The organism is Pasteuria ramosa, assembly GCF_056496785.1.
Window position 1 is genome coordinate 811,600 of the sequence record NZ_CP143099.1, and the last position, 23,211, is coordinate 834,810.

19 protein-coding genes are annotated in these 23,211 nt (G+C 30.8%); 14 read left to right on the forward strand and 5 right to left on the reverse strand.

Annotation, left to right across the window (positions count from 1 at the left end; all coding sequences use genetic code 11):
* Positions 1-26 precede the first annotated feature (26 nt).
* From murB to VS182_RS03690, 12 genes are all read left to right on the forward strand, one after another.
* A complete protein-coding gene (gene murB / locus VS182_RS03635; protein ID WP_479492786.1) occupies positions 27-866 on the forward strand; it encodes a UDP-N-acetylmuramate dehydrogenase in 840 nt (279 codons plus the stop codon).
* A gap of 390 nt (positions 867-1,256) precedes the next feature.
* Complete coding sequence (gene radA / locus VS182_RS03640) at positions 1,257-2,642, forward strand: DNA repair protein RadA (protein ID WP_479483855.1); 1,386 nt, start codon at positions 1,257-1,259, stop codon at positions 2,640-2,642.
* A gap of 8 nt (positions 2,643-2,650) precedes the next feature.
* Positions 2,651-3,712, forward strand: coding sequence for a DNA integrity scanning diadenylate cyclase DisA (disA, locus tag VS182_RS03645; RefSeq protein WP_479485137.1), 1,062 nt, complete (start codon positions 2,651-2,653; stop codon positions 3,710-3,712).
* 470 nt (positions 3,713-4,182) lie between these two features.
* Positions 4,183-4,941 (forward strand): CDP-diacylglycerol--serine O-phosphatidyltransferase, encoded by a 759-nt coding sequence (gene pssA, locus VS182_RS03650; RefSeq protein ID WP_479483856.1) that lies wholly within the window; start codon positions 4,183-4,185, stop codon positions 4,939-4,941.
* A 345-nt stretch (positions 4,942-5,286) separates the two neighbouring features.
* The gene (locus tag VS182_RS03655) at positions 5,287-5,769 is read left to right on the forward strand and encodes a CarD family transcriptional regulator (RefSeq protein ID WP_479485138.1); all 483 of its coding nucleotides are present in this window, start codon (positions 5,287-5,289) and stop codon (positions 5,767-5,769) included.
* Between the two features lie 219 nt (positions 5,770-5,988).
* The gene (locus tag VS182_RS03660) at positions 5,989-7,080 is read left to right on the forward strand and encodes a PIN/TRAM domain-containing protein (RefSeq protein WP_479485139.1); all 1,092 of its coding nucleotides are present in this window, start codon (positions 5,989-5,991) and stop codon (positions 7,078-7,080) included.
* Positions 7,077-7,763: a 2-C-methyl-D-erythritol 4-phosphate cytidylyltransferase gene (gene ispD / locus VS182_RS03665; protein WP_479483857.1), complete on the forward strand. Its 687-nt coding sequence runs from the start codon at positions 7,077-7,079 to the stop codon at positions 7,761-7,763. The genes VS182_RS03660 and ispD overlap by 4 nt, the downstream gene beginning before the upstream one ends.
* A 121-nt stretch (positions 7,764-7,884) precedes the next feature.
* Positions 7,885-8,370 carry a 2-C-methyl-D-erythritol 2,4-cyclodiphosphate synthase gene (gene ispF / locus VS182_RS03670; RefSeq protein ID WP_479483858.1) on the forward strand — a complete coding sequence of 162 codons (486 nt, stop codon included), beginning with the start codon at positions 7,885-7,887 and terminating at the stop codon, positions 8,368-8,370.
* 36 nt (positions 8,371-8,406) lie between these two features.
* Positions 8,407-9,807, forward strand: a complete 1,401-nt coding sequence (cysS, locus tag VS182_RS03675; RefSeq protein ID WP_479483859.1) for a cysteine--tRNA ligase — start codon at positions 8,407-8,409, stop codon at positions 9,805-9,807.
* A complete protein-coding gene (locus tag VS182_RS03680) occupies positions 9,792-10,217 on the forward strand; it encodes a Mini-ribonuclease 3 (RefSeq protein ID WP_479483860.1) in 426 nt (141 codons plus the stop codon). The genes cysS and VS182_RS03680 overlap by 16 nt, the downstream gene beginning before the upstream one ends.
* Complete coding sequence (rlmB, locus tag VS182_RS03685; protein ID WP_479492760.1) at positions 10,214-11,044, forward strand: 23S rRNA (guanosine(2251)-2'-O)-methyltransferase RlmB; 831 nt, start codon at positions 10,214-10,216, stop codon at positions 11,042-11,044. Before VS182_RS03680 ends, rlmB begins: the two co-directional genes overlap by 4 nt.
* 979 nt (positions 11,045-12,023) lie before the next feature.
* A complete protein-coding gene (locus VS182_RS03690) occupies positions 12,024-16,679 on the forward strand; it encodes a hypothetical protein (RefSeq protein WP_479492761.1) in 4,656 nt (1,551 codons plus the stop codon).
* A 304-nt stretch (positions 16,680-16,983) separates the two neighbouring features.
* Here the strand turns inward: VS182_RS03690 and VS182_RS03695 are convergent, their stop codons facing one another.
* Positions 16,984-17,163: a hypothetical protein gene (locus VS182_RS03695; protein ID WP_479488899.1), complete on the reverse strand. Its 180-nt coding sequence runs from the start codon at positions 17,161-17,163 to the stop codon at positions 16,984-16,986.
* 390 nt (positions 17,164-17,553) lie between these two features.
* Here VS182_RS03695 and VS182_RS03700 point away from each other — a divergent pair, with 390 nt between their 5' ends.
* A complete protein-coding gene (locus tag VS182_RS03700; RefSeq protein WP_479492762.1) occupies positions 17,554-17,688 on the forward strand; it encodes a hypothetical protein in 135 nt (44 codons plus the stop codon).
* Between the two features lie 217 nt (positions 17,689-17,905).
* Positions 17,906-18,550 (forward strand): RNA polymerase sporulation sigma factor SigH, encoded by a 645-nt coding sequence (gene sigH, locus VS182_RS03705; protein ID WP_479483864.1) that lies wholly within the window; start codon positions 17,906-17,908, stop codon positions 18,548-18,550.
* 634 nt (positions 18,551-19,184) lie between these two features.
* Here sigH and VS182_RS03710 read toward each other — a convergent pair.
* From VS182_RS03710 to VS182_RS03725, 4 genes are all read right to left on the reverse strand, one after another.
* Positions 19,185-19,730: an ATP-binding cassette domain-containing protein gene (locus VS182_RS03710; RefSeq protein ID WP_479483865.1), complete on the reverse strand. Its 546-nt coding sequence runs from the start codon at positions 19,728-19,730 to the stop codon at positions 19,185-19,187.
* Positions 19,727-20,032: an ATP-binding cassette domain-containing protein gene (locus tag VS182_RS03715; RefSeq protein WP_479483866.1), complete on the reverse strand. Its 306-nt coding sequence runs from the start codon at positions 20,030-20,032 to the stop codon at positions 19,727-19,729. Before VS182_RS03715 ends, VS182_RS03710 begins: the two co-directional genes overlap by 4 nt.
* On the reverse strand, positions 20,029-20,694 hold the full coding sequence (locus VS182_RS03720) for an ABC transporter permease (RefSeq protein ID WP_479492763.1): 666 nt from the start codon (positions 20,692-20,694) through the stop codon (positions 20,029-20,031). Before VS182_RS03720 ends, VS182_RS03715 begins: the two co-directional genes overlap by 4 nt.
* Before the next feature lie 1,080 nt (positions 20,695-21,774).
* Positions 21,775-22,803 carry a peptidoglycan recognition protein family protein gene (locus VS182_RS03725; protein ID WP_479483868.1) on the reverse strand — a complete coding sequence of 343 codons (1,029 nt, stop codon included), beginning with the start codon at positions 22,801-22,803 and terminating at the stop codon, positions 21,775-21,777.
* Positions 22,804-23,211: the final 408 nt, after the last annotated feature.

The window sequence follows — 23,211 nt, forward strand, 5'->3', positions numbered from 1 at the left end:
ATATCGAACTTCGACAACAGGAGCTGCTGTCTAAACATACGACCTGGAAAGTTGGCGGACCCGCAGATGCGCTTGTTATTATCAGGAATGAAGTACAATTAAGGACTATTTTAAAACTCGCTCATCTTTATAACATTAAGTGGCAAATGATTGGCCGCGGTTCCAATCTATTAGCTCTAGATGCTGGGTTTAGAGGCTTGATTATTAAGCTTACCGACCTATTTACAAATATCGAATTCAATGACACACAAGTCATCGCTGGATCTGCCTGTTCGATGGTTAATTTAGCAACTTCTACGGTCAAAAAACAACTCACGGGTTTAGAATTTGCTGTCGGTATACCTGGCAATGTAGGCGGAGCGGTCTTTATGAATGCAGGTGCGCATGGATCTGAAATCGCAAATGTGTTTATTAGTGCTGATTTAATGAGTCCAAAGGGTGATCTATTTACATGGACAAAATCACAATTTGCCTTTAAATATCGCTATTCGCTCCTTCAAGAACAACCAGCAATAGTGCTTAAAGCTAAATTTATGCTTTATGACGCTATTAAAGATGAACACAAAGCAAAAATTTCTCATTATCGTGAACATAGGCGGACTACGCAACCTGTTTCATACCCTTGTGCTGGGAGTGTTTTTCGTAACCCCAAAGGCCATTATGCTGGAAAACTGATTGAACAAGCTGGATTAAAAGGATATAAATATGGTGATGCCGAGATATCATTGATCCATGGTAATTTTCTCGTCAATAGAGGCCAAGCAAAAGCTTCTGATATTTTAAACTTAATTTTCCATATTCAGCAAACAGTTAAAGAACGCTTTAACATCGAACTTATACCTGAAATTCGAATTTTAGAGCCTTGATTATAGCTCAATGTATGCCGATTTATGCTAATTTACAATTAAGGGAATTATTTCAAATAAGCAACTTTAATCAATTTAAATAACATAAAGGTACAAGTTGTGGCATAAAGCTTTTTTTGGATTTTTAAAATTGTTTTTCTTCATTTATATTAATCATATAAATGTTTATGATTCGATAAGTTGTTATTTATAAGTTATGTTTATTATCGTTACTAGTTTTAAAAAGATTTTTAATATTTATGGTATAATTTTATATATCAAAATTACAATAATCCCTCATATGTGGTATAATATGTTTAAATTTTTTTTGTACTTTTTCTTTCTATATTTTTTAAATTTTACATTTTTTGTGTTAATCTACTTATTAATATTTTTTTGGGGTATGTTAATTTGGATCATAAACGAAAAGATAAAACGCATTTTGTTTGTCAAGATTGCGAGTATTTGTCACCTAAATGGGTCGGTCGTTGTCCGGGGTGTTCTTCCTGGAACACTATGATGGAAAAGAAAGTTCAGAAAGTTACATCATCTTCTCGGGGTGTTTTTGAACAACCGTCAGCTATCTCAATTGCGCAAGTTCAACAACAAAAGATGATCGTTGATCGTTGGATGACTAATTTACCTGAACTTGATCGTGTTTTAGGAGGAGGCTTAGTACCAGGATCATTGGTGCTTGTAGGCGGCGATCCTGGTGTGGGTAAATCAACCTTGTGGCTTCAAGTAGCTAGTGGATTAGTTAGCAATGATAAAGTTGTTTTATATGTTTCTGGTGAAGAATCGGTTACTCAGTTGAGCGGGCGTGCAGAACGTTTAAAAGCTATACATGAACGCTTACTTGTTGCTGCAGAAGTTGAAATGGATCGTATTAATGCTCTGGTAGAGCGATATAAGCCGCATGTTTTAATTATTGATTCGATCCAAACGATGCTTATGGCAGATATAGGTGGTTTACCAGGTAGTATTATTCAAATACGTGCTTGTACAGGTGCTTTATTGCGCTTAGCTAAGAAATCAGATATGGCAACGATTATCGTTGGACATGTTACAAAAGCTGGTGAACTAGCTGGGCCTCGTTTACTTGAACATATGGTTGATGCTGTTTTGTATTTAGAAGGTGATAGGCATCATAATGATCGTTTATTGCGATCGGTTAAAAATCGTTTTGGTTCCACTTGTGAGTTAGGTATTTTTGCTTTGCAAAACAAAGGGTTTGTGGGTGTTACCAATCCTTCGCAGCGCTTTTTAGCTGATCGTCCTTTAGGTACAGCGGGTACAGCTATTGTGGCTACTTTAGAAGGAACGCGTCCTTTACTTATTGAAATACAAGCTTTAGTTGCTAAGACCCGTTTAGCAGCACCTCGGCGTACAGTTTCAGGGATGGATATTCAACGACTTCATTTACTCATAGCTGTTTTAGAAAAACGTTTGGGTATTTCTTTACAACAAGCGGATATTTTTTTAAATGTCGTTGGGGGATTAATGTTATCAGAGCCAGCATCTGATTTAGGTGCAGCAGTTGCTTTAGTCTCTAGTATGAGAGAAATCGCTGTTAAACCTTATGATGCTTTTGTAGGTGAGATTGGTTTGACGGGTGAAGTTAGAGGAGTAGGACGTATTGAGAATCGGGTTGCTGAATTAGCTCAGATGGGTTTTAAACGAGCAATTATTCCTTCGGCAAATCTAAAAGGTTTATCGACGAATAAGGGTCATAATAATTTAGAAATTATTGGTATTGATACATTGGACAAGGCTATTAAGGTGGCACTTGTGAGGTGAATGATATTTTGGATGAGACAAATAAAGATGTTAGTGATATTTTAAGATGTGTTGCTCCGGGTACTTTTCTTCGTTCGGGTTTAGATAATGTTTTAGGTGCACGTACAGGTGCATTAATCGTTGTTGGTTATGATGAGAGAGTTAAAGAAATTATCGATGGTGGTTTTTTGATTGATTGTCCTTTTTCGCCTTCTCATCTTTATGAACTAGTAAAAATGGATGGAGCTATTATCTTAGATGCAGAAATCAAACGTATTTTATATGCTAATGCGCAATTAGTACCCCATTTCTCTATTTTATCGACAGAGACCGGCATTCGTCATAAAACAGCACAAAGAACGGCCAAACAAACAGGTCATTTAGTTATCTCTATTTCACAAAGGCGTAGTGTGATTACCCTTTATAAAGGGATATTCCGTTACTCTTTGAATGCACTTAGTGTTATTTTAGCTAAGGCGCATCAAGCTTTGCAGACATTAGAAAAATATACTTTTGTTTTGCATAGTGCTAGTGTGCGTTTAACAGCTTTAGAATTAGAAGAACTTGTGACAGTTAACGATGTTGCCAAAGTTTTACAGCGCGTCGAGATGGTTTTAAGGGTTAAGCGTGAGATTGAAGTTTATATTTCTGAATTAGGAATCGAAGGACGTTTAATCAGCATGCAGCTCGAAGAATTAGTAGCGGGTATTGAAGAAGAATCTATTTTGCTAATTCGGGATTATGGATTGCATAATTGTCAGGATGAGCCTCAGCGTGCTTTTGATCGTTTATACCGTTTAACAGCGGATGAGTTGTTAGAACGTGATCAAGTTGCCAGGATACTTGGTTTTGATACAAGTTCCAACTTGAAAGAACAAACAGCTATGCCAAGAGGATATCGGTTATTAAATCGTATTCCTAGACTACCTGCGCATATTATTAAAAAACTCGTTGATGCTTTTGGGCATTTAAACTGCATTTTAAAAGCAAATGTAGATGAATTAGATGCTGTCGAAGGCATAGGATCCTTACGAGCTCGTGCTGTTAAAGAGGGATTGCGTCGTATCCAAGAACAGGTTTCATTAGATTAATTTAGAAAAAACACAAGCTTTTATTTAAATTTAATAATATTGTTTTAACTAAAAAATGCAACTAAAAAATTTATAATGAAATTTGCTTGAAAAGAGGGCTATGTATAAATCGACTGATTTATATATAAACTTAACTAGGGCATCTTTCTTGATTTTTGCCGTTAGGTTATGAAGTTGTAACCTAGTTAAACCTAAGTTCACCATATTTTTATATTAGTTGTATCTTTGTTCTTGTGTTAGTTATTATGCACGATATTTGTGTTATAATAAGGATGATATTTGATTTATTTTCCAGTTTTTTTAATGTTTTATGATCTCTGATATGTGTACTTCAAGATCGCAGCCGAAAAAATATATATCCAGAAAATACTGTATGGCTTTGTTATGATATTTTCATTTACTTTGTTATAATAAATTACTTTGTTATAATAAATTTTATTTGGCCAGCGTTTTTGAAAAGAGGTGATAAGATGTTTTCGATGGTTGGGCGTAATAGTTTTTTACAGCGTTTATTTAAATCTTTACCAAATATTTTGACTCTGAGTGGTTTTTTTCTTGGCCTTGCCTCTATTATGCTTGTAATGAATGACGAACATGTTATGGCCGTTTTATTGATTTTGGCAGGTATGTTAGTCGATGGGTTAGATGGTAGCGTAGCTAGGATGTTGAAGACAGAGAGTGAGATGGGTGAACAACTCGATTCCTTATCCGATGTGGTCACCTTTGGTGTTGCTCCAGCACTTATTTTATATAAGACGAGTTTTATATCCTTTGGGATTGTTGGAGCTCTTATTTCTATCATTTTTGCTGCTTGTGGTGCTTTGCGTTTAGCTCGTTTCAATGCTCAGAGTAATCTTGTGCCTAGTGGTCATTTTGTTGGTTTACCCATAACCGCTGCTGGGGGCGCATTAGCTGTTTTATCTTTAGAGAACCAGCATAATTCTAGTTTAATCTTTTTAACTTTTTGTACCTTATTTTTATCTTCATTGATGGTTAGTCGTGTTTTTTATCCTAAAATACGTCGTTTTCGTAGTCGGTTTTTACTTGATCGGACTAATCTTATTCTTGTCATCATTTCTATTATGTTATTAGCGTTTTTTGCCACCAATTATCCCTATATTTTACCTCGTATTATGGCTATACCACTCTTATTTTATATCATATATGGCTTTACCACGCATTTACTTCGTCGTCGTCGTTTGCGCAAACAGGACGAAGAGCCCGGTTAAGGCTTTTAATTAGACCCCAGGTTTAGCGTGAGTAATTGGTACGCGACTTGGGTTTTTTATTTACTTAGCTTTTTATCACCGATCGCATTTGTATACATTTTGCTGTATTTTGTATTTGTTTGAAGTTATTTTGGGATTTGCTTTTATTTTTTAACTTGTTACCGGTTTCAAGTGCATTGTTTTTATGCATAGTAAACATTGACTTAACTTTATCGAATATGCTAAAATATTCGTTTTGTATTAATTGACAGTTTGGTTGTTCGCATGTTAACCTGAGGTGTGCGTCCTGTTCCTTAATTTATTTAATGAGAAGGAATCGGGGAGGGGTGTTTTATATTGTTCAAAGTGGGCGATAAGGTGGTTTATCCTATGCATGGTGCTGGTGTGATCGAATCTATCGAAGAGACGGAAATTTTAGGTGAGATGCGCCAGTATTATGTTGTTCATATGCCTATAGGTGATATGAAAGTAATGGTACCCACACAGAATGTGTCTAGTATTGGATTGCGTTGTGTGGTCGATAAAGATACGGTCGATCAAGTTTTAGACCGTTTGCGTGTACGGCAAGATTTTGATACTAGCAATTGGAATCGCCGTTATCGTGCTAATTTGGACAAAATGAAGAGCGGTGATATTTATGATGTAGCGGATGTTGTCCAGACATTGATGGTTCGCGATGGAGAGAAAGGACTTTCTACTGGTGAGCGTAAAATGTTGGATAATGCTAAGCAAATTTTAGCTAGTGAATTAGTTTTGGTAAGTGATTTAGAAAAAGAGCAGGTTTTTTCACTTATTAATGATGGGGTAGCTGCTTTAAAAGCAGAGTAAAGAGGAATAATTATATGATAGCTTATGATTTGAATTTTTTGACCCAATTTTAATTGGCTGTTGCGATTGATCAGTAAAATCTAAATTATTTGATTATATTTAGTTTGAAAATTTAACTTACTACCAAATTACTTTATATATTAGGGTTGGGTTGTGGAAAGTTTGTCTATACTGGAAGAGCGTGGTTGTATAAGAAACACGAGGGGAGGTGAGGACCCCGTGTTAAAACGTTTTGTTCAGGCGGCTTGTGTTCTCATAGGTGCATCTATTGGTTATTACACGGGACCTAAGTTATTCTCACTATTACAGAATTCTTTTTTACAAATAGGCGAAGTTACAAATCCAGAATTATTCGGGGCCATAATAATAGGTTTATTGGCGTTTTTGATAAATATTTTCTGTGCTCATCGTATGTTGAATTGGATTTCTTGGGGCGAAGAAAGATTGGTTCGCATTCCAGCTATCGAGGGTTTGTTTGGTTTGTTTGGTTTGATCTTAGGTTTGATTGTTTCCTTATTAGTTGTGACTATTTTGCAGGAACTCCCTATTTCGGGTTTTGATTATATTTTTAGACCCTTATCTATGTTTTTGCTTGCTTATCTTGGTTGGTGTGTTGGTTATAAGAAGAGTGGAGAACTTTTATCTATTATTAGTGTAAATAAGTATAATAAAGATGCTATCAAACTAGATGAACCTTCGTCAGAAGAGCACAAAATTCTTGATACTAGTGTGGTTATCGATGGACGTATTGCCGACATTTGTCGAACAGGTTTTCTGGATGGCACACTTGTTATACCTAGTTTTGTATTAGAGGAGTTGCAGCACATAGCAGATTCATCGGATGTGCTAAAACGCAATCGAGGTCGACGAGGACTTGATATTCTTAATCGTATTCAAAAGGAATTGAATGTTAAAGTACTAATCTACGAAGGTGATTTTGAAGATGTTGTTGAGGTAGATAGTAAACTTATTAAATTAGCCAAAGTTTTAAGTGGTAAAGTTGTTACGAATGATTTTAATTTAAACAAAGTTTGTGAACTTCAAGGCGTTAATGTTCTCAATATTAATGATTTAGCTAATGCCGTAAAGCCTATTGTTTTACCCGGAGAAGAGATTAATGTGCAGGTTATTAAAGACGGTAAAGAACACGGTCAAGGGGTTGCTTATCTTGATGATGGCACAATGATTGTGATCGAAGGTGGCCGTGAATATATCGGCGATCGTATTGAAGTTCTTGTAACAAGTGTTCTACAGACATCAGCTGGGCGGATGATTTTCGCTCGACCTAAATTGCTGGAGAAAGCTTTGTGAATGGTACTGTAGCTATTGTTCCAGCCGCGGGTTCGGGTTCACGAATGCAGTCTGCAATACCCAAAAATTTTTTACTACTTAATGAAAAACCATTATTTCTCCATACATTATATCGTTTGGCTAGCTGTGTTCATATAAATAGGATTATTATTGCTATTAGACCTGAAGATGAGCATAAAATTATTGATTTTTGTGCTCCTTTATCCAATATGATTGACTTACAATATGTGTACGGTGGACCATCTAGACAACATAGTGTGGCATCTGCTTTATCACAAGTCACAACACAGAAAGTTTTAATTCATGATGCTGCGCGTCCTTTTATCTCTCAAGAAGTTTTAAATCGCTTGTTTTTGGCTGCAAAAGACAAGCCCGCTGTTACCTTAGCTGTACCAATGGTTGATACATTAAAGGAAGTAGATCATCAGGGGTGGGTCAAGCGTACCTTACCCCGTAATTGTTTTTGTTCTGTACAAACCCCGCAAATATTTGATACCACTTTGTTGAAAAAAGCCCATCAAACCGCTATAATTAATCACGATTGTACATATACGGATGATGCTTCTTTGCTAGAAGCGATAGGCATATCTGTTTATACTGTTTTAGGTGATACGCGTAATTTTAAGTTAACTTCACCGCATGATTTTTGGCTAGCGCAACTTATGATCGATAAGAGTTTGTAGCCAGGTTGGATACATAGTTTAGATAGATTTAACTTGGGCGATCTTATATAATTAAAATTATTTTAATTTTGGCAATTGGTATAATTGTACTACCTTATGCATGCAGAAAGGATTTAATGCCATGATTAGAATAGGACAAGGTTTTGATGTTCATGCCTTTGCTGACGATAAGAAATTGTTTTTAGGTGGCCTTTTAATTCCTCATGTCCAGGGATTAGAAGGCCATTCTGATGCTGATGTGGTTATTCATGCGCTTATTGACGCTATTTTGGGCGCCTTAGCTTTAGGTGATATTGGTACCCATTTTCCACCTACTGACCCCATTTACAAAGATTGTGATAGTGCAATCTTGCTCTCTAAGGTTAATCAATTAATGATAGATAGAAAATATAAAATAAATAATATTGATCTTACAATTATAGCTCAAAAGCCTTTCTTGAAACCTTTTATTACACCTATGGTTTCTCGTTTAGCAACTATTTTATCTATAAATCATACCGCCATCAGCATTAAAGCTACAACGACTGAAAAGCTTGGGTTTATCGGTCGCAAAGAGGGTATTGCCGTTCTTTGCGTTGTTTTATTAAATAAAAATAACCATGAATAATAGGCGCAGAAAATAATCTTTGAGGAGTTGGCTCCGATGTTAAAAGTTTATAATAGCGCGACAAAACAACGTGAAGTTTTTATACCTCAGGCTCCTGCGCCGCTTAATATGTATGTTTGCGGGCCGACAGTTTATAATTATATTCATATTGGCAATGCTCGTGTTTTTATTGTTTTCGATGTTATCAGGCGGTACTTAAATTCTTTAGGATATAAAGTTAAATATGTGCAGAATTTCACTGATTTTGATGATAAACTTTTACTTGCAGCAAAAGAAAAACAAATAGATGTTTTGGCTTTATCTCAGATGTATATCGATAGCTATTTTGCTGATATGGATGCTTTAGGTGTGCATCGGGCAGACGTTCATCCGAAAGCATCTGAGCATATTGGTGATATGGTTGATGCTATTTCAGCTCTTTTAGCTAAAGGTGTAGCCTATCAAGTTAATGGTGATGTTTATTTTCGTGCACATACTTATAAAGGGTATGGACAACTTGCTCATCAATCTCTAGATGAATTAATGTTGGGTTCGCGCATACCTGTTGGTGACAAGAAAGAACATCCTTTAGACTTTGCTCTTTGGAAAAGTACGCCATCGACATCATTTGGTTGGCAAACGCCTTTTGGCTATGGTCGACCAGGTTGGCATATTGAATGTTCTGTTATGATTAAACGGCATTTAGGTGATACAATTGATTTTCATGGTGGAGGGGAAGATTTATGTTTTCCGCATCATGAAAATGAACGTGTACAAAGTGAAGCTTGGCTAGAGAAACCTTTTGTGCGTTACTGGTTACATAATGCTTTTGTTGTTATTAAAGGTTGCAAGATGTCTAAATCGTTGCAAAACACTTTAGATGTTGTTTCTTTGCGTAAAAAATATGATCCTTGTGTTCTTCGTTATTTGCTCTTAAATGTTCATTATCGTCGTCCATTAAATATCGACGATGAAACGATAGAACAAGCCAAGGCTGGTTTAAAAAGATTACAAGATGCATTTCATCATTTGCAATTAAGATCGAAAAATGCCGTAAAAACAGCTGATGAAAATCAACAGCTTAAAGATGCACTTAATCAACTGACTGCTGATTTTCAACAAGCTATGAACGATGATTTTAATACATCAAATGCTATTAGTGTAATGTTTTCAGCGATGAAATTGACCAATGATTTTTTAACTAAAGATCAATTAATGCTTCAGGATTTTGATTTATTGAATAATTGGTGGTTGCATCACGGGGTGGCTATTTTAGGTTTAGTGCAATCTAAACAAGAGCTTGATTTATCAGACGATATTAGTAAGCTTATAGCCAAAAGAGAAGACGCTCGTAAAAGCGGTGACTTTAAATTAGCAGATCACATTAGAAGTTCATTACTTAAACAGGGCATTATTTTAGAAGATACACCGCAGGGTATCCGTTGGAAAAGGATATAGATATCACGATGAATAGTAGAGAAAAATTATTGCGTAGCTTATCTCCGCGCGTACTAGCTTATATTGGCGATGCGGTTTATGAGTTGCATATGCGTAAATATATTTTACAGCTACATAATGCTCCTGTTGCATCGCTCCAGCCTAATGTTGTACAAAGAGTATCTGCTGTTGGGCAGATGAAAGCTTTACAGCGAATAGAAAATTTGTTGACTGAAGATGAGCTTGATATTGTAAGGAGGGGTTGTAATATTAAACATAAAACAAAGACAGATAAAGCTACGCGTTGTAGTACTGGGATTGAAGCTTTGATAGGTTATTTGCATCTTCTGGGATATGAAGAGCGGTTGTGTTTTTTATTACAAGCTATTGAAAAAAACGATAACAATATGTATGTTTCTAGCAATATATGAATGGAACAAAAAATATGCCAAATCATGTTTACAAGTATTCTTCTAAAGAACTAACCTATAAATTAGATAATAGGGATACATCTCAATCGGAGAATGATCATCAGGATTGGATTGTCGGCAAAAATGCTGTTCATGAAGCTATATTAGGTAATTTAAAAGTTGAAAAATTGATTCTTTGCGCTGATATTCCACCTATGCGTAGACGTAAATGGGAGATATTAGCTGCTAGTAAAGGTATTGTTTGGCAAACAGCGCCACGTATTTGGTTCGATAAGTTGACGCCTTTAAAAAAACATCAAGGTATTGCTGTACGTATTTCGCAAATTAAGGATACTGAGATTGATGCCATGTTAAATACAGCAAAGGCACAGAACAGATTACCTTTGTTACTTATGTTAGATGGTATACAGGATCCATATAATCTAGGTGCTATTTTACGTACATCTTTAGGTGTTGGTATACATGGTGTTATCTTGCCTAAACGGCGTACGGCAGGATTAACAAGTGCTGCTATAGCGACTTCATCAGGTGCGGCTTATCATGTATCAATTGCGCGTGTAAATAATTTAGGCCAAGAAATAGCTAAACTTAAAAAACAACAATTTTGGGTTATCGGTGCAGATCCTAAGGCCCAAGATACATATGAAAATATTTCACAACATAAAGTGCCTATAATTATTTTAATGAGTGGGGAAGGTCATGGATTGCGTCCTTCTTTAAAAAATGCTTGCGACTATTTATATAGTATCCCTATGCAGCAGCCTTTAAATTCGCTCAATGTTTCCGTAGCTACTGCTCTATTTTTATATACTGCTTTTAAAAGATAACCAAGGAGGCTATGTAGCTTTCTTGGTTATCTTTTATATCATTATCAATATATAATAATAAAAGTATTTATCTATAATTATCTAATATTATTTTTTTATCATTAGCTCAAAAGAATAAAGCATTTTTCTTATTGTATATATTTTGTATATATTTTGTATATATTTTGTATATATTTTGTATATATTTTGTATATATTTTGTATATATTTAATAAGGGATCTAAAAGGTGAAAATTATTAGAAATTGTAATTCGGGTGTCATATTATTTTCGTAATATAATGAATTTATCAAAAAACATTTAAAGAGAACTTTATAACCTAATACACTAAAAGCTATAATAATTACTATTTTTGTTTTTAAATTAAATACTTATTAATAATGTATATTAGTTTTTTTGGTAAAATCCTTAAATTATCTTGTACAATAACCCATGTTAAATAGTGTTTAAGAACCTAATTTAATGCACAAAAAGCTATAATAATGGCTATTTTTGTTTTTAAATTACACCATTACTAATCGTCTATATTAATATTTTTGGATAATTTTTATACATATTTTTCAAGCTTTCAGGGTAAATATCTGTCAATGGTTTTGTAAATCCCTTATACAATATCCAATCCACTATATTTGTAATATGATTTAAAACTAGCTTGTTAAAATAACATGTTAGCTTCTATTCTTTAAAATATTTTTTCCAACATTCTTTTTGTGGTAAAATAGCTAAGGTAGACATCCTCTGCCTCCTCCGTGTGGTTTATTTTGGTTCTTGTATCTTATACAAAGGAGGAAGGTATGTCTATTTTCAGAACTATTTTCCTGTCAAAAATATAATTTGCAATTTTTAATTTAATTTTTAATCACGTAAAGATTTAATTATAAAAAAAGGACACTAATATCTATGAACACAAAAAAAAATAGAAAAATAATATATTCCTTATTATCATTTTCGACATTAACTACATTTGGATCAATAATAGATATGACAAATAATCAAACTTTTGCACATAATGATAACGCAAGAAATGAACAAAAAAAAACAGCCGCAGCAAATAAGTTTTTTTTAGAATCTCTTCTTAATAATAATCAATGGCATGAACTTTATCACCGTATTTTGTCTATTAGTATACCTAATTTGCATAAAGAAAATGTTTCTTTTAACGACATGAGTTACATACAAGAACTTTTACAAAAAAATATCGATTTTTTCGGATTAAATAATTTTCAGGATCAGGTAAATAATTTAAATAATAATAAATATACAAAAGATGTTTTTGATTTTTTAAACGAATTTAAACGTCAACTTCCAGAAAAAGTCCTATTATATCTAGAAGAACAGAATAAAAAATTCCCCGAAGCATCTATTTATAGTACAGAGAAATTAAAAAGTTTTTTAGGAGATACATTACAAGATGGTAACACCAGGGTTAATAAAGAAATATCACATCAAAATGACATGATACAAATATCTTCTTTACCATTAAAAACAGAGGATAATCAACAATTTATTAAACAAACAAAGAAAAAACACAAAATTATACCCCTAAGTAACATGATAGATAAAAATTCTTTAGATAATTTTGACAGTGTAAAATTGAATTATCTTTATAATAGTATAAAAGACATTTATATTCCTAAACCAATTACCGATATCGCTAAAGAACAATTAAATGATAATCTTTCCTATAATATTAAAAAAATAATTATGTACAAATTATATCCTTACCTAGAGAATTATGGTTTGGAAGAACGACTTGAAGCTATATCTAAAAAAATGGCTCATGATCACAATGAAAATGATATAGCAAAACCCCAATATAACCAAAATGATTATGATATCCTTGTATCAGCTCAAAAAGATATCCTAAAAAGGATTGACAGCATTTTAATTAAACAACTCCCAGATAAGACTAACGATATCGGCTTAGAGAGGGAACACAGAGATGTGATGACCAAAATATTAAATTATGATATAGATACAGCGATTAAAAATAGCGATGATTTTTTAAATAGCATGAACCCGGTTTATTTAAGAAGATATAATCAACTAATGCTACGCTTGCATCAAATAGATTCCAATATGATTATAACGGCTTTTTCAGCTTTTATAGACAATTTAGCAGATGACCCTAAAGATGTAGATTTTAAAATTTATAACAAGTCTGATAAAAAACTCATTGAGGATGATTTTACCAAATTCGCTATGAAGTATTTCGGTTTAGACACAGCATATGAAAGTAAAATTAAGGAATATTTTGCTTATGAAAATTATAAACCAATGTATGACTACATAATCCCTGATTATTATAAAAAACGTTATCAAGCTGCAAAAGCACGTCAATATCCTCAAGATTTTATAAAATCAAATATCAAAAGATATGCATATATACAAGAACTTAATAACATGTCTGAGACAGATTTTATAGAACATGTCAATAAGTTCAATCATCATCTAGAGTATAACCATGACCACCATCAAGGTAAGCAAGCACTTATCGATAGAATGAATCTTTCAGATAAATTGAAAATTATATCTGAGATTTCTTTAGACGAACATAAAAAGCAATATACTTGGGGAAAGTTTATTCAATGGTTTATGAGTATGAACGCCGAAATACTTAATGTTGAAACAACACAAGATAGACTTGAAAATGATTTTAATCAGATAACCGAGAAAAAAATCTCTGCTGTCTTAGGGAAATTTTCTAGTATCTTTGATCAATTTAATACCATTACAGGTAATCCGAGTCAGATAATATCCTATAAAACTTCAGATAATGAATTTATTTCTAAGATACAATTTGATGACTTAGTTGGCTTATTTATAAAATCAGATAATTATAAACCAGACACATATAAGTATTCTCTAAATTATAATTTTCCGGATATATGGAATGATTTCTTGGGATTTGCAATAAAAAAAAATAAAACATCGGAAGACAAAAAATCTTCATATGTAACTATTTTATCTACATATAAGAACAGATTTAAAAATTTAATTTTACGACCATCAGAAAAACACGGCATTTTAAATACTGAAGATAAGTATAAACCATATTTTTTCTCTAATCGGAATATAGATCCGTATAATAGTAGCTTCTTTTATGAACAAGCTCTGCATTTTATAAAAAAAATCCAAATTTCTGATTATATTCAACTACCTGAGAATAAAAACCCAGACATAGAAGATAGATATTTCGATAATTTATGGGATAATTTTTATAAATATATAATACCTGAATATCATAATTATTATCCTTTAGATTTAGATAAAAATAAAAAAATTCTAAATAGCTTCAAACCAAAATTAAACAGTTTTTTAAAACATATTATTAATCAGGTTATTCAGCGCACCAACCATGAATTAGATACCATAAATCACAGCAATCTTTTCAATACTAGAGATAAATATTTTAATGAATATAAAAAAGTTTTTCAAAATAACTTCCTTGATATTGTTCAAGCTGAAGCAACATTATTAGCATATCCACCCGATCAATCAGAAAAAACATATATAACTAATATACCTATACAAATGACTAGGAAAAATAAAAATCAATTAGATAAATACGTGGAAATACACAAAAATATTTTAACGGAGCTCGCCGATAAAGAACTAGCATTATCACAATTAAATATTTTTTTGAAAAATCCTGACGATAATCCTCCTTTAGATGAAAGTTTGTTTAAGAAATTAGAAGGCATGGCAATTACTTTCTCTTATCATGATAAAAATAGTTATCGTCTATACTTAAAAGAAAATGCAGAGTATCTTGTCAATGAAATTATTAGATTAAAAGAAGATAAAGAAAAATTACATAAAGAAATACAGAGATTAAGATCATTATCATCAGTTGAAATTGAATATAAAAAAACTGTAGAAAATGATTCTGAACATGAAAGTGATGATTATAAATTACCAAATGAATATAAATCAATCCTATATAGCGAATTAAAAAGGCAATTATTAAGATCTTTATTGCCAAACGGCCGAGAAAGTTCTAGAAAAATATTAGAGAAAAAAATAGATGATTATTTATCTCAACAAGCTAATCCGATATTAAAGATCAGAAATTTATATGATAACGTGAGGGCCATCCCTGAAGCCATTAAAGAATATAGAAATTCTTTAATTTATTTGTTTAGCGATATAATTTTAAAATCATCTGATGGCGAGAGCTTGGAAAAATCCATAATTAATCTAAGCGCTGATATTCCAAATAATCCTAAGATCGATAATAAAAATTATGAAAATATTAGAAATAAATTACTGGAATCATTACGTAGAGCGAATATAAATATAGGGAAAAATCAATCAGAATTAATAAAATTTATTTTAGATAAAGCCGCTAGTGCAGCAGAAGATCCTGTGGCGTATATTATATCTTTACTTGATATTTTTGATCAAATGAATACTAATTACCATAATTCGAAGAAAGAAGAAAATGATATTTTTACCAAGTCATTGAATTATTTAAAAAAATATCAAGATTATCTTAATGAATTACAAAAAGAAAACGATGAAAAAGATAATATGAGCGCAGCACTATTAACAGGATTAGCCTTGGGAGGTCCTGTAGGTCCCGCGACAATAATTAGCGAATTAGTAAGCAGTGCATTAGGAGGATTAGCAGGATATGTTTCAAATTCATTGGTTTTCCTAGCTGGTGTCGAGGCAAGTGTAATTGAAGCAGGTGCAATTGAAGCTTCAGAAACAACGATAATTGAAAATATAGAAACGAGTACAATCGAAGTTGAAGAAACAACTACAAATATAGCGCCTAAATCTACAGAAACAATTGAAGCAAAATTACCTTTACAACCTTCTGAACCTAATTTGGTGAATGATAGATTATTAAAAAATCCAGAACTAAATCCTAATCTCGCTCCTCAAGAAATACCAGAACCAAATCCTAATCTCGCTCCTCAAGAAATACCAGAACCAAATCCTAATCTCGCTCCTCAAGAAATACCAGAACCAAATCCTAATCTCGCTCCTCAAGAAATACCAGAACCAAATCCTAATCCCGCTCCTCAAGAAATACCAGAACCAAATCCTAATCCCGCTCCTCAAGAAATACCAGAGCCAAATCTTAACCCCGCTCCTCAAGAAATACCAGAACCAAATCCTCCAAATCAGGATATGCTAGAAGAAGAACCAGAAGAAGGTTATGGAACTGAGGATGATGAAAGTGATGAAGGTGATGATGCAGCATCAGATATTAGTGATGAAAATTATAATTATCCCGACTTAGGGTTTGAGGATTTAGAACCAATAATAAATCTTCCGGAAAACACTCCTCCTATAATTAGCGACACAGCAAAATGGAAATCTTGGTATAATATAATAAAATTACGTTATAGTCTAAACGCAAATATTAAGGGATATAAATCATATAAATCTGCATTACATAATGAATTGAAACTATTTTTGCCATCTCTAGAAATTCAAGTTCATGAAATGATTAAAAAACCATCCCTATGGCGTGAATTTTTAATCAAATATAGTAAAGATAAACCAGCATATATTATCAAAAGAATTAATACATTTAGAGACCGTGCCCGTTATTATTACTATAATTCATGTTATGAAGATTACAAATTAAAAGAACTTGAAAGAATGTTTAAAAAAAGTTAATTTTATTTAAATATTAAGCAATATCAAATTTATTTGTATAAATAATCAACTATAATCTAGTTGGTTATTTATACTTAAATTAGCTTATCGGAATAACAAACGAATTATTCAAACTTTTTAATATGTGGTATTCACTAAACTACTTTCTAACTCCCCCTTAACACGTTGATCTTATCCAATAAACCGTGTTAAAGCCGCGTTTAAGAATCTAATTTAATTTACAAAAAGCTATGATAATGGCTATTTTTATGCATTAAATTAGACCATTACTAATCGCCTATATTAGTATTTCTGGACAAGTCCGTTATAAAGCATTATCAATTGATTTGACATTCCTATTTAAATATACAGCAATCACTTGATAATATTTACCATATAAATAAAGGATAAGCACTTTTTGCTCAAGTTTACTCAAAATATGACTTATTTTGTATTCAATATCCGAATATTCATCTTTATGAATATATATTTCTTCAGGATTCATTTTTATTGTGGACATGCTATTGGACTTTTCCAAGAAGAGTACTAATATATCCTATTAGCACTGATTATTGGGATTCATTGTTAATTTTAAAATTTTATAAAAAAGCTTAAAATTAACAACGAAATTGCCTTGTATCTATTTTTTAAAAAATATAAATGCTAATCTTGCAATTATTTGGATATTAATAATTATGTATTGGAATTCATATTTTTTATTAATATTTTTAATTTTATGCTAAAAAATCAGTTTATGTAAAATTATTTCATCTCTTTTTAATGTTTTTAAATTATAATTATAATATATCAAAAAACACAATATAAGTATAACATTGTGTTTTTTGATATATTATAATTATAAAATTTTATATTTAAAAGATAGTATTAAGCCTATATGTATAAATCTAAAGGTAAATACTTAAATATGGAATATTCCAAAATAGCAGAATTAGATGAAAGTAAATGCATGTCTGCTATCGATGTAGATAAAATCATTTTCATAACATTTTCTTTTTTATTAAAAATTTAAATTTTTGATTTTTTTATCAAGAATAATATTTATATATTAGACAAGCCATCTAGTTGAATATCTTTCAAGATTTATCCAATATTTATTTTTAAAAAAACAAAATAAATATTGGATAAAAAAGACAAAAAATTGACCTTTTTGTTTTTATTCATATATAATAAATTTAGTGTATTATGACGGTTTTTGAAGTGATAAATGTGGAGGTGAGAGAGGTACAATGACGAAAGCCACCGTTGTCCGATTCGAGTCTTTAATATCCGAATCTAAGGAGGACGAAGGTGTCGTAGAGCAGGCCCGTCAAGGTGATTTATCGGCCTTAGAGTACCTCATTCACAAATATCGCAATTTTGTACGTGCTAAAGCTCGTTCTTATTTTTTGATAGGAGCTGATCATGAAGATATTGTACAAGAAGGTATGATTGGACTCTATAAAGCTATCCGTGATTTTCGTGGTGATAAATTAGCATCATTTAAAGCTTTTGCTGAATTGTGTATTACGCGTCAAATTATTACAGCGATTAAAACAGCGACAAGACAAAAACATATTCCGTTAAATTCATATGTTTCTTTGGACAAGCCGATGTATGATGATGATGCTGACCGGACACTTTATGATACCCTTTCCACGATACGCATGAATCCTGAAGAAATATATATTCATCAAGAAGAATATTCGGATATTGAATGCAAAATAAGTCATATTTTGAGTGAACTGGAGCGAAAAGTTCTTACACTTTATTTAGATGGTAAATCTTATCAAGAGATTGCCGTTGATTTAAATAGGCATGTTAAATCAATTGATAATGCTTTGCAACGTGTTAAGAGAAAGTTAGAACGTTGTTTGGTGCATACCACATATTGAAAAGTTTGAATAATTAGTTTTTTATACCAATAGGCTCATTTAACTATATAAATAACCAACTATTAATAGTTGGTTATTTATACTGTATGTGTTAGGAAATTCAGTAAAAAATGCGCATTAGATTTTAATAAGAAAAAAATCTATGAAAATAGACATATATACCTAATATGTGTAAGATATAAATACCATCGACTGGCCTGGGAATATTAATATAACCTATGAGTAATGATGTAATTTAAACACAAAATAACTATTATCATAGTTTTTAGTGCCTGGAATTAAGTTCTGAGACTCTTGTTAAATATTTTTTTTGACAATCTCCACAAATAAACCGCATGGAGGATAAAAAGATGTTGAATACAAATAATTTATCGCTTACACATTTTATCGATGAATGTCTATGTTTTTAAAAGCTTAAAATATAATATATCTTATAACTTTGGAAATAAAATAATATTTTCTGTTTTTTATTAATAATTAATAATTTATATTTTTGTTTTTTTCATGTAAAGTAATATTATATATATTTTTTATTTATTAATAGATAACTAATTTCATATAAATAGCATTGCAATAAACGATAATGGTTGTGATATTTAATTATTTTTTTTAGTTTATAATTATTTTTATATTTCTATTTATTTTCTGCGATATTTTGTTTTATAAACATTTTTTCGATTTTATTTTTAAACATAAATCTTTCTAGAGATTTATCTTGGTTAAAACGTTCTTGTGTAGTCAGATTGATTTTTATTTTATTAAATATTTCACCAGGACTACTTTTTAAGCAGTATATAGTATCAGCTATGATGATGGCTTCTTCAATGCTGTGTGTGACTAAAAAAGAGGTTATTTTGTTTTCTTTTAATAATTTACGTAACCATATTTGTAATTCTTTTCTTTGGAAAGAATCTAACGCTGAAAAAGGTTCGTCTATACAGAGTAATTTATGGTTGCCGGCTAAAGATCTAACCAATGCAATCCTTTGTTGCATACCACCCGATAGTTCATGGGGATAAGCATTTATATATTTAATCATTCCGGTATCTTTTAATAGTTTTTTCACAGATATCTCTTTATTCTTTGTATTTCCAGTGCCTAATATATGGCCTAAGTTTATATTTTGTATGACCGTTTTCCATGGTAAAAGTGATATGTTTTGAGGAAAATAACCAATCATACCATTTTTTTTTTAAACAATTTATTTTCTAAATAAATCGAACCTGAAGTGGGTTGATAAAGCCCACCCAGTAGATATAATAAGGTACTTTTACCACATCCTGATGGACCTAGAAAAGCTACAATTTCGGTTTCTTCTACCTCAAAAGATATATTTTTTAATATCATATCTTTCATTCTTTTATTATTAGCTATTGTGTGTATATTTTTTTTTGTTTCTTTATTATGTATATTGTTTTTATAATGTATTTTTTCATTATATTCAAAGCATAAATTATCAACTTTTAAAATACTTTTTGTCATAATACAATTCTCCATTTTTTTAGTATATAGCTTGCTGATATTCGAATTAAAAAAGAAAATAATAGGCTCAAAAAGATAATTAATAAGGTTGCGGTGAAGAGATAATCTGTACGAAAAGTATTAAAAGCTTCTTTTAAAACAATACCTAAACCATGGCTAGAACCTGCATTTTCACCCCACACCGCACCAAAAATACTATATGTTGCTGCAATTTGGGCTCCACTTAAGCATGAGGTTAAGCTACTAGGACCTGCTAAGTGAATTAGTTTTTGCCAACGAGATGCTCCCATGATATTGAAATATGTTTTTAATTCAGGGCGAGGATTATTGTACAGGCCGCGATTGGTTGCAACCATTACAGGAAAAAAAGTAATCAATATGACCACAATTAAGCGTGTTTTAAAACTAAAACCGAATAGTAAAGTTAGTAAAGGTATTAAAACAGGTAAGGGTAGATTTTGTGTTATGGTAAATAGAGGTTGCAAAAATTTGTCTAAAAAAGGACACATATATATGGCTATAGAGCATAAACAACCCGCAATAAAACCTAACATAAAACCTAAAAAAGCTAAAATTGCTGTTTCTTTCGTTGCTTGAAACCAAAATAGTTTTTTTTCTGTTAAAATTTTTATTATGTCGGATGGAGAAGGCAATTTTTGCATATCTATATTATAAAATTTAACAATTATTTCCCATAAAGAAACCAAACATATTATATAAAATAAAAATAAAAAAAAATTATATAAAAAATCTTTTTTATTAAAGATCATTTAAAATAAACATCCTTTGACAAATATTATTATAACATTATATCAAAAAAACTTCTGAAATTTAAATTTTCTATTTGAAAAATAATTAATTATTAATTACAAGATCTTCTTTTTGCTTATCTTAATTTTGATATAGGATTTGCTTCATAATTATAACTTTGCTTAAATTTTTTATTCTAAGGATATTAATCTTTAAATTTTCTATTTTTATTTTGTTTATTGATCTAAATTATACATATATTTTAACTATAGTTTATATTATGAGCTTTTCAAAAAAATCTATCAATAGAGTTTAAGAACCTAATCAAAAGCAATAAAATCTATGATAATCGCTATTTTTATGTTTAAATTACATCATTACTAATCTGCTATATTAATATTTACGTACAAGTCTTATGATTAGGCATCTTAAATTATGATACAGAAAGGTTCTCTAGAACATAGGTTTTTATTAAAACCTATGTTCTTAATTAGAAATATTATTATAAGCAAACTTTTTATAAATAATTATATAATTAGATGCATAATTTTTTTAAACACCAATGTTACATATTAAATATATTATACAATAAAATTAATTTTATTGTATAATATATTTTTCAAAAATATTCTATACATTAAAGACAAAAACTAAGAAGAGTTTTTGCTTCTTATGTTTTGTGTATGATATTTTATTGAGTTTTATTCTTTATATTGAATCCGATTGAATTTTTCGGATTATTGCGAGATTTATATTAGCTTATTTTAATATTAGTCGATTTTATAATTAATATAGGATAATAAATATCATCTATCGATTGATAATGAATAACATATATTTGTTGATAAATAAATTATATTTTTGATATAAATTGAAAACCACAAAAAATATTGTAATGTTAATATTTTATTTTTCATTATCTTTATTATTATTTTGGTATTTTTTATTAATTTTATAAAAATATTAATTATTTTGTCCGTTTTATCAGATATTTATATTTTTTTACCTTGTAAATGATTTTGCAATTTTTGCTTTATATTTGCGATACTTGCTTTATAAACGTAATCTTTTAAATCTTGACCATTTACATGTATATTCCCTGGGCATTTGGTTGTATTTAAATCATTGTGATTTAGAATAGGTATGGCATATATATTTTCTATATTACCTTGACTATCTACAGTGTATTTTAATTTATTTTCTGGACGTGTAAGGATAAATGTTGTTAATTCTACTAGTTCTTTCACCATCGGATCGTTTTCATCTAAATTATATTCGCGTTGATCATCATAGCTAAATTTCCCAACAATGGCGATGCCAAAAGATCCTTTATTATTTGTGCTGGCATGTGCTCCTTTAGCAGGATCGATGAATGCTTTGCTGGGGTCATTATCGTGGATAGGATTTCGGTAACCTTCAACGATGTGTGATTTGTAATCATTTGTATCATGACCACGATTATTTGGTAAAATATAAGCGTGGTAAGGAGCGCCTGGGGTGCTTTGTTTTAAATCTGTATTTTCTATCTTTGTTTTATTTATCTTTCTGATATGTTCTAGAAAGCTTTGGTTTTTTGATATCTCAGTTCCAGTATGATGAAGAATAATTGCTTTAGTAGAAGAATTTGGAATAGAATTGATTATATCTGAATGCTTGGCTTTTGGTCTTTGATGACCTTGGTACAATTCTTCTTGTAAGATGGCTTGATTTAGAGTAAAGATATGCGATGTATCTTCGGATATTGTTATAGCTTTTTCGCTAGGGACAGGCCTATTGTTTTGCTTTGACCACTTTAGAAGAAAGTTGTCGAGCTGCGTACCCAGTTTGCCTGTTTTTAGCTTGGCTTTTTCTTCTAGCGCTTGAACAATATCATTATAAGTTGTTTGATCAATATTTCCTATATCTTTACCATTCGCTATTGCAGATATAATCTCATAAATATTTTGATTTTGTTGATTATCAATTACTTGTTCGTTTCCTAACTCTTGTCCTTGAGCTATGTAAAACGAACTCGATATCATTAAAAAACATAAATTAGGTAGTAATATTTTATAATTTAGACTTTCGAAAATTTTTTTATACTTTTTTTGGTTATATTTTTTTTCTATCATGATATTTTCTGTATCTCCTTGTGAGGAATATTTTGTTTTAACTGATTTATTTAATCAAATAATTATAAAGATTCTGTCTCTTAAATTATATATTTTTAAATATATAAAGTGATTTTAACTGTGATTTATTATATATAAAATACTAGATATAACATGCAAAATATAGCGTATAACATATAAAACATAACACATAACACATAACATACAACATCTGGTATATAAATATTATATTCCGATTTAATTTAAAGTATTCTATGTTATTATATATTTATTGATATGATTATGCACTAGTTTATATTTATTGGAATTTTTAAGATA

What these genes read in the sequence shown, in the direction of transcription:
- VS182_RS03710 (WP_479483865.1), bottom strand. Translation starts at nt 19,730, where the DNA reads ATGATTGGTTATTTTCCTCAAAACATATCACTTTTACCATGGAAAACG.
- VS182_RS03715 (WP_479483866.1), bottom strand. Translation starts at nt 20,032, where the DNA reads ATGACAAAAAGTATTTTAAAAGTTGATAATTTATGCTTTGAATATAAT.
- VS182_RS03700 (WP_479492762.1), top strand. Translation starts at nt 17,554, where the DNA reads ATGTATAAATCTAAAGGTAAATACTTAAATATGGAATATTCCAAAATA.
- VS182_RS03720 (WP_479492763.1), bottom strand. Translation starts at nt 20,694, where the DNA reads ATGCAAAAATTGCCTTCTCCATCCGACATAATAAAAATTTTAACAGAA.
- VS182_RS03695 (WP_479488899.1), bottom strand. Translation starts at nt 17,163, where the DNA reads ATGAATCCTGAAGAAATATATATTCATAAAGATGAATATTCGGATATT.
- ispF (WP_479483858.1), top strand. Translation starts at nt 7,885, where the DNA reads ATGATTAGAATAGGACAAGGTTTTGATGTTCATGCCTTTGCTGACGAT.
- VS182_RS03725 (WP_479483868.1), bottom strand. Translation starts at nt 22,803, where the DNA reads ATGATATCGAGTTCGTTTTACATAGCTCAAGGACAAGAGTTAGGAAAC.
- rlmB (WP_479492760.1), top strand. Translation starts at nt 10,214, where the DNA reads ATGAATGGAACAAAAAATATGCCAAATCATGTTTACAAGTATTCTTCT.
- VS182_RS03690 (WP_479492761.1), top strand. Translation starts at nt 12,024, where the DNA reads ATGACAAATAATCAAACTTTTGCACATAATGATAACGCAAGAAATGAA.
- pssA (WP_479483856.1), top strand. Translation starts at nt 4,183, where the DNA reads ATGTTTTCGATGGTTGGGCGTAATAGTTTTTTACAGCGTTTATTTAAA.
- sigH (WP_479483864.1), top strand. Translation starts at nt 17,906, where the DNA reads ATGACGAAAGCCACCGTTGTCCGATTCGAGTCTTTAATATCCGAATCT.
- cysS (WP_479483859.1), top strand. Translation starts at nt 8,407, where the DNA reads ATGTTAAAAGTTTATAATAGCGCGACAAAACAACGTGAAGTTTTTATA.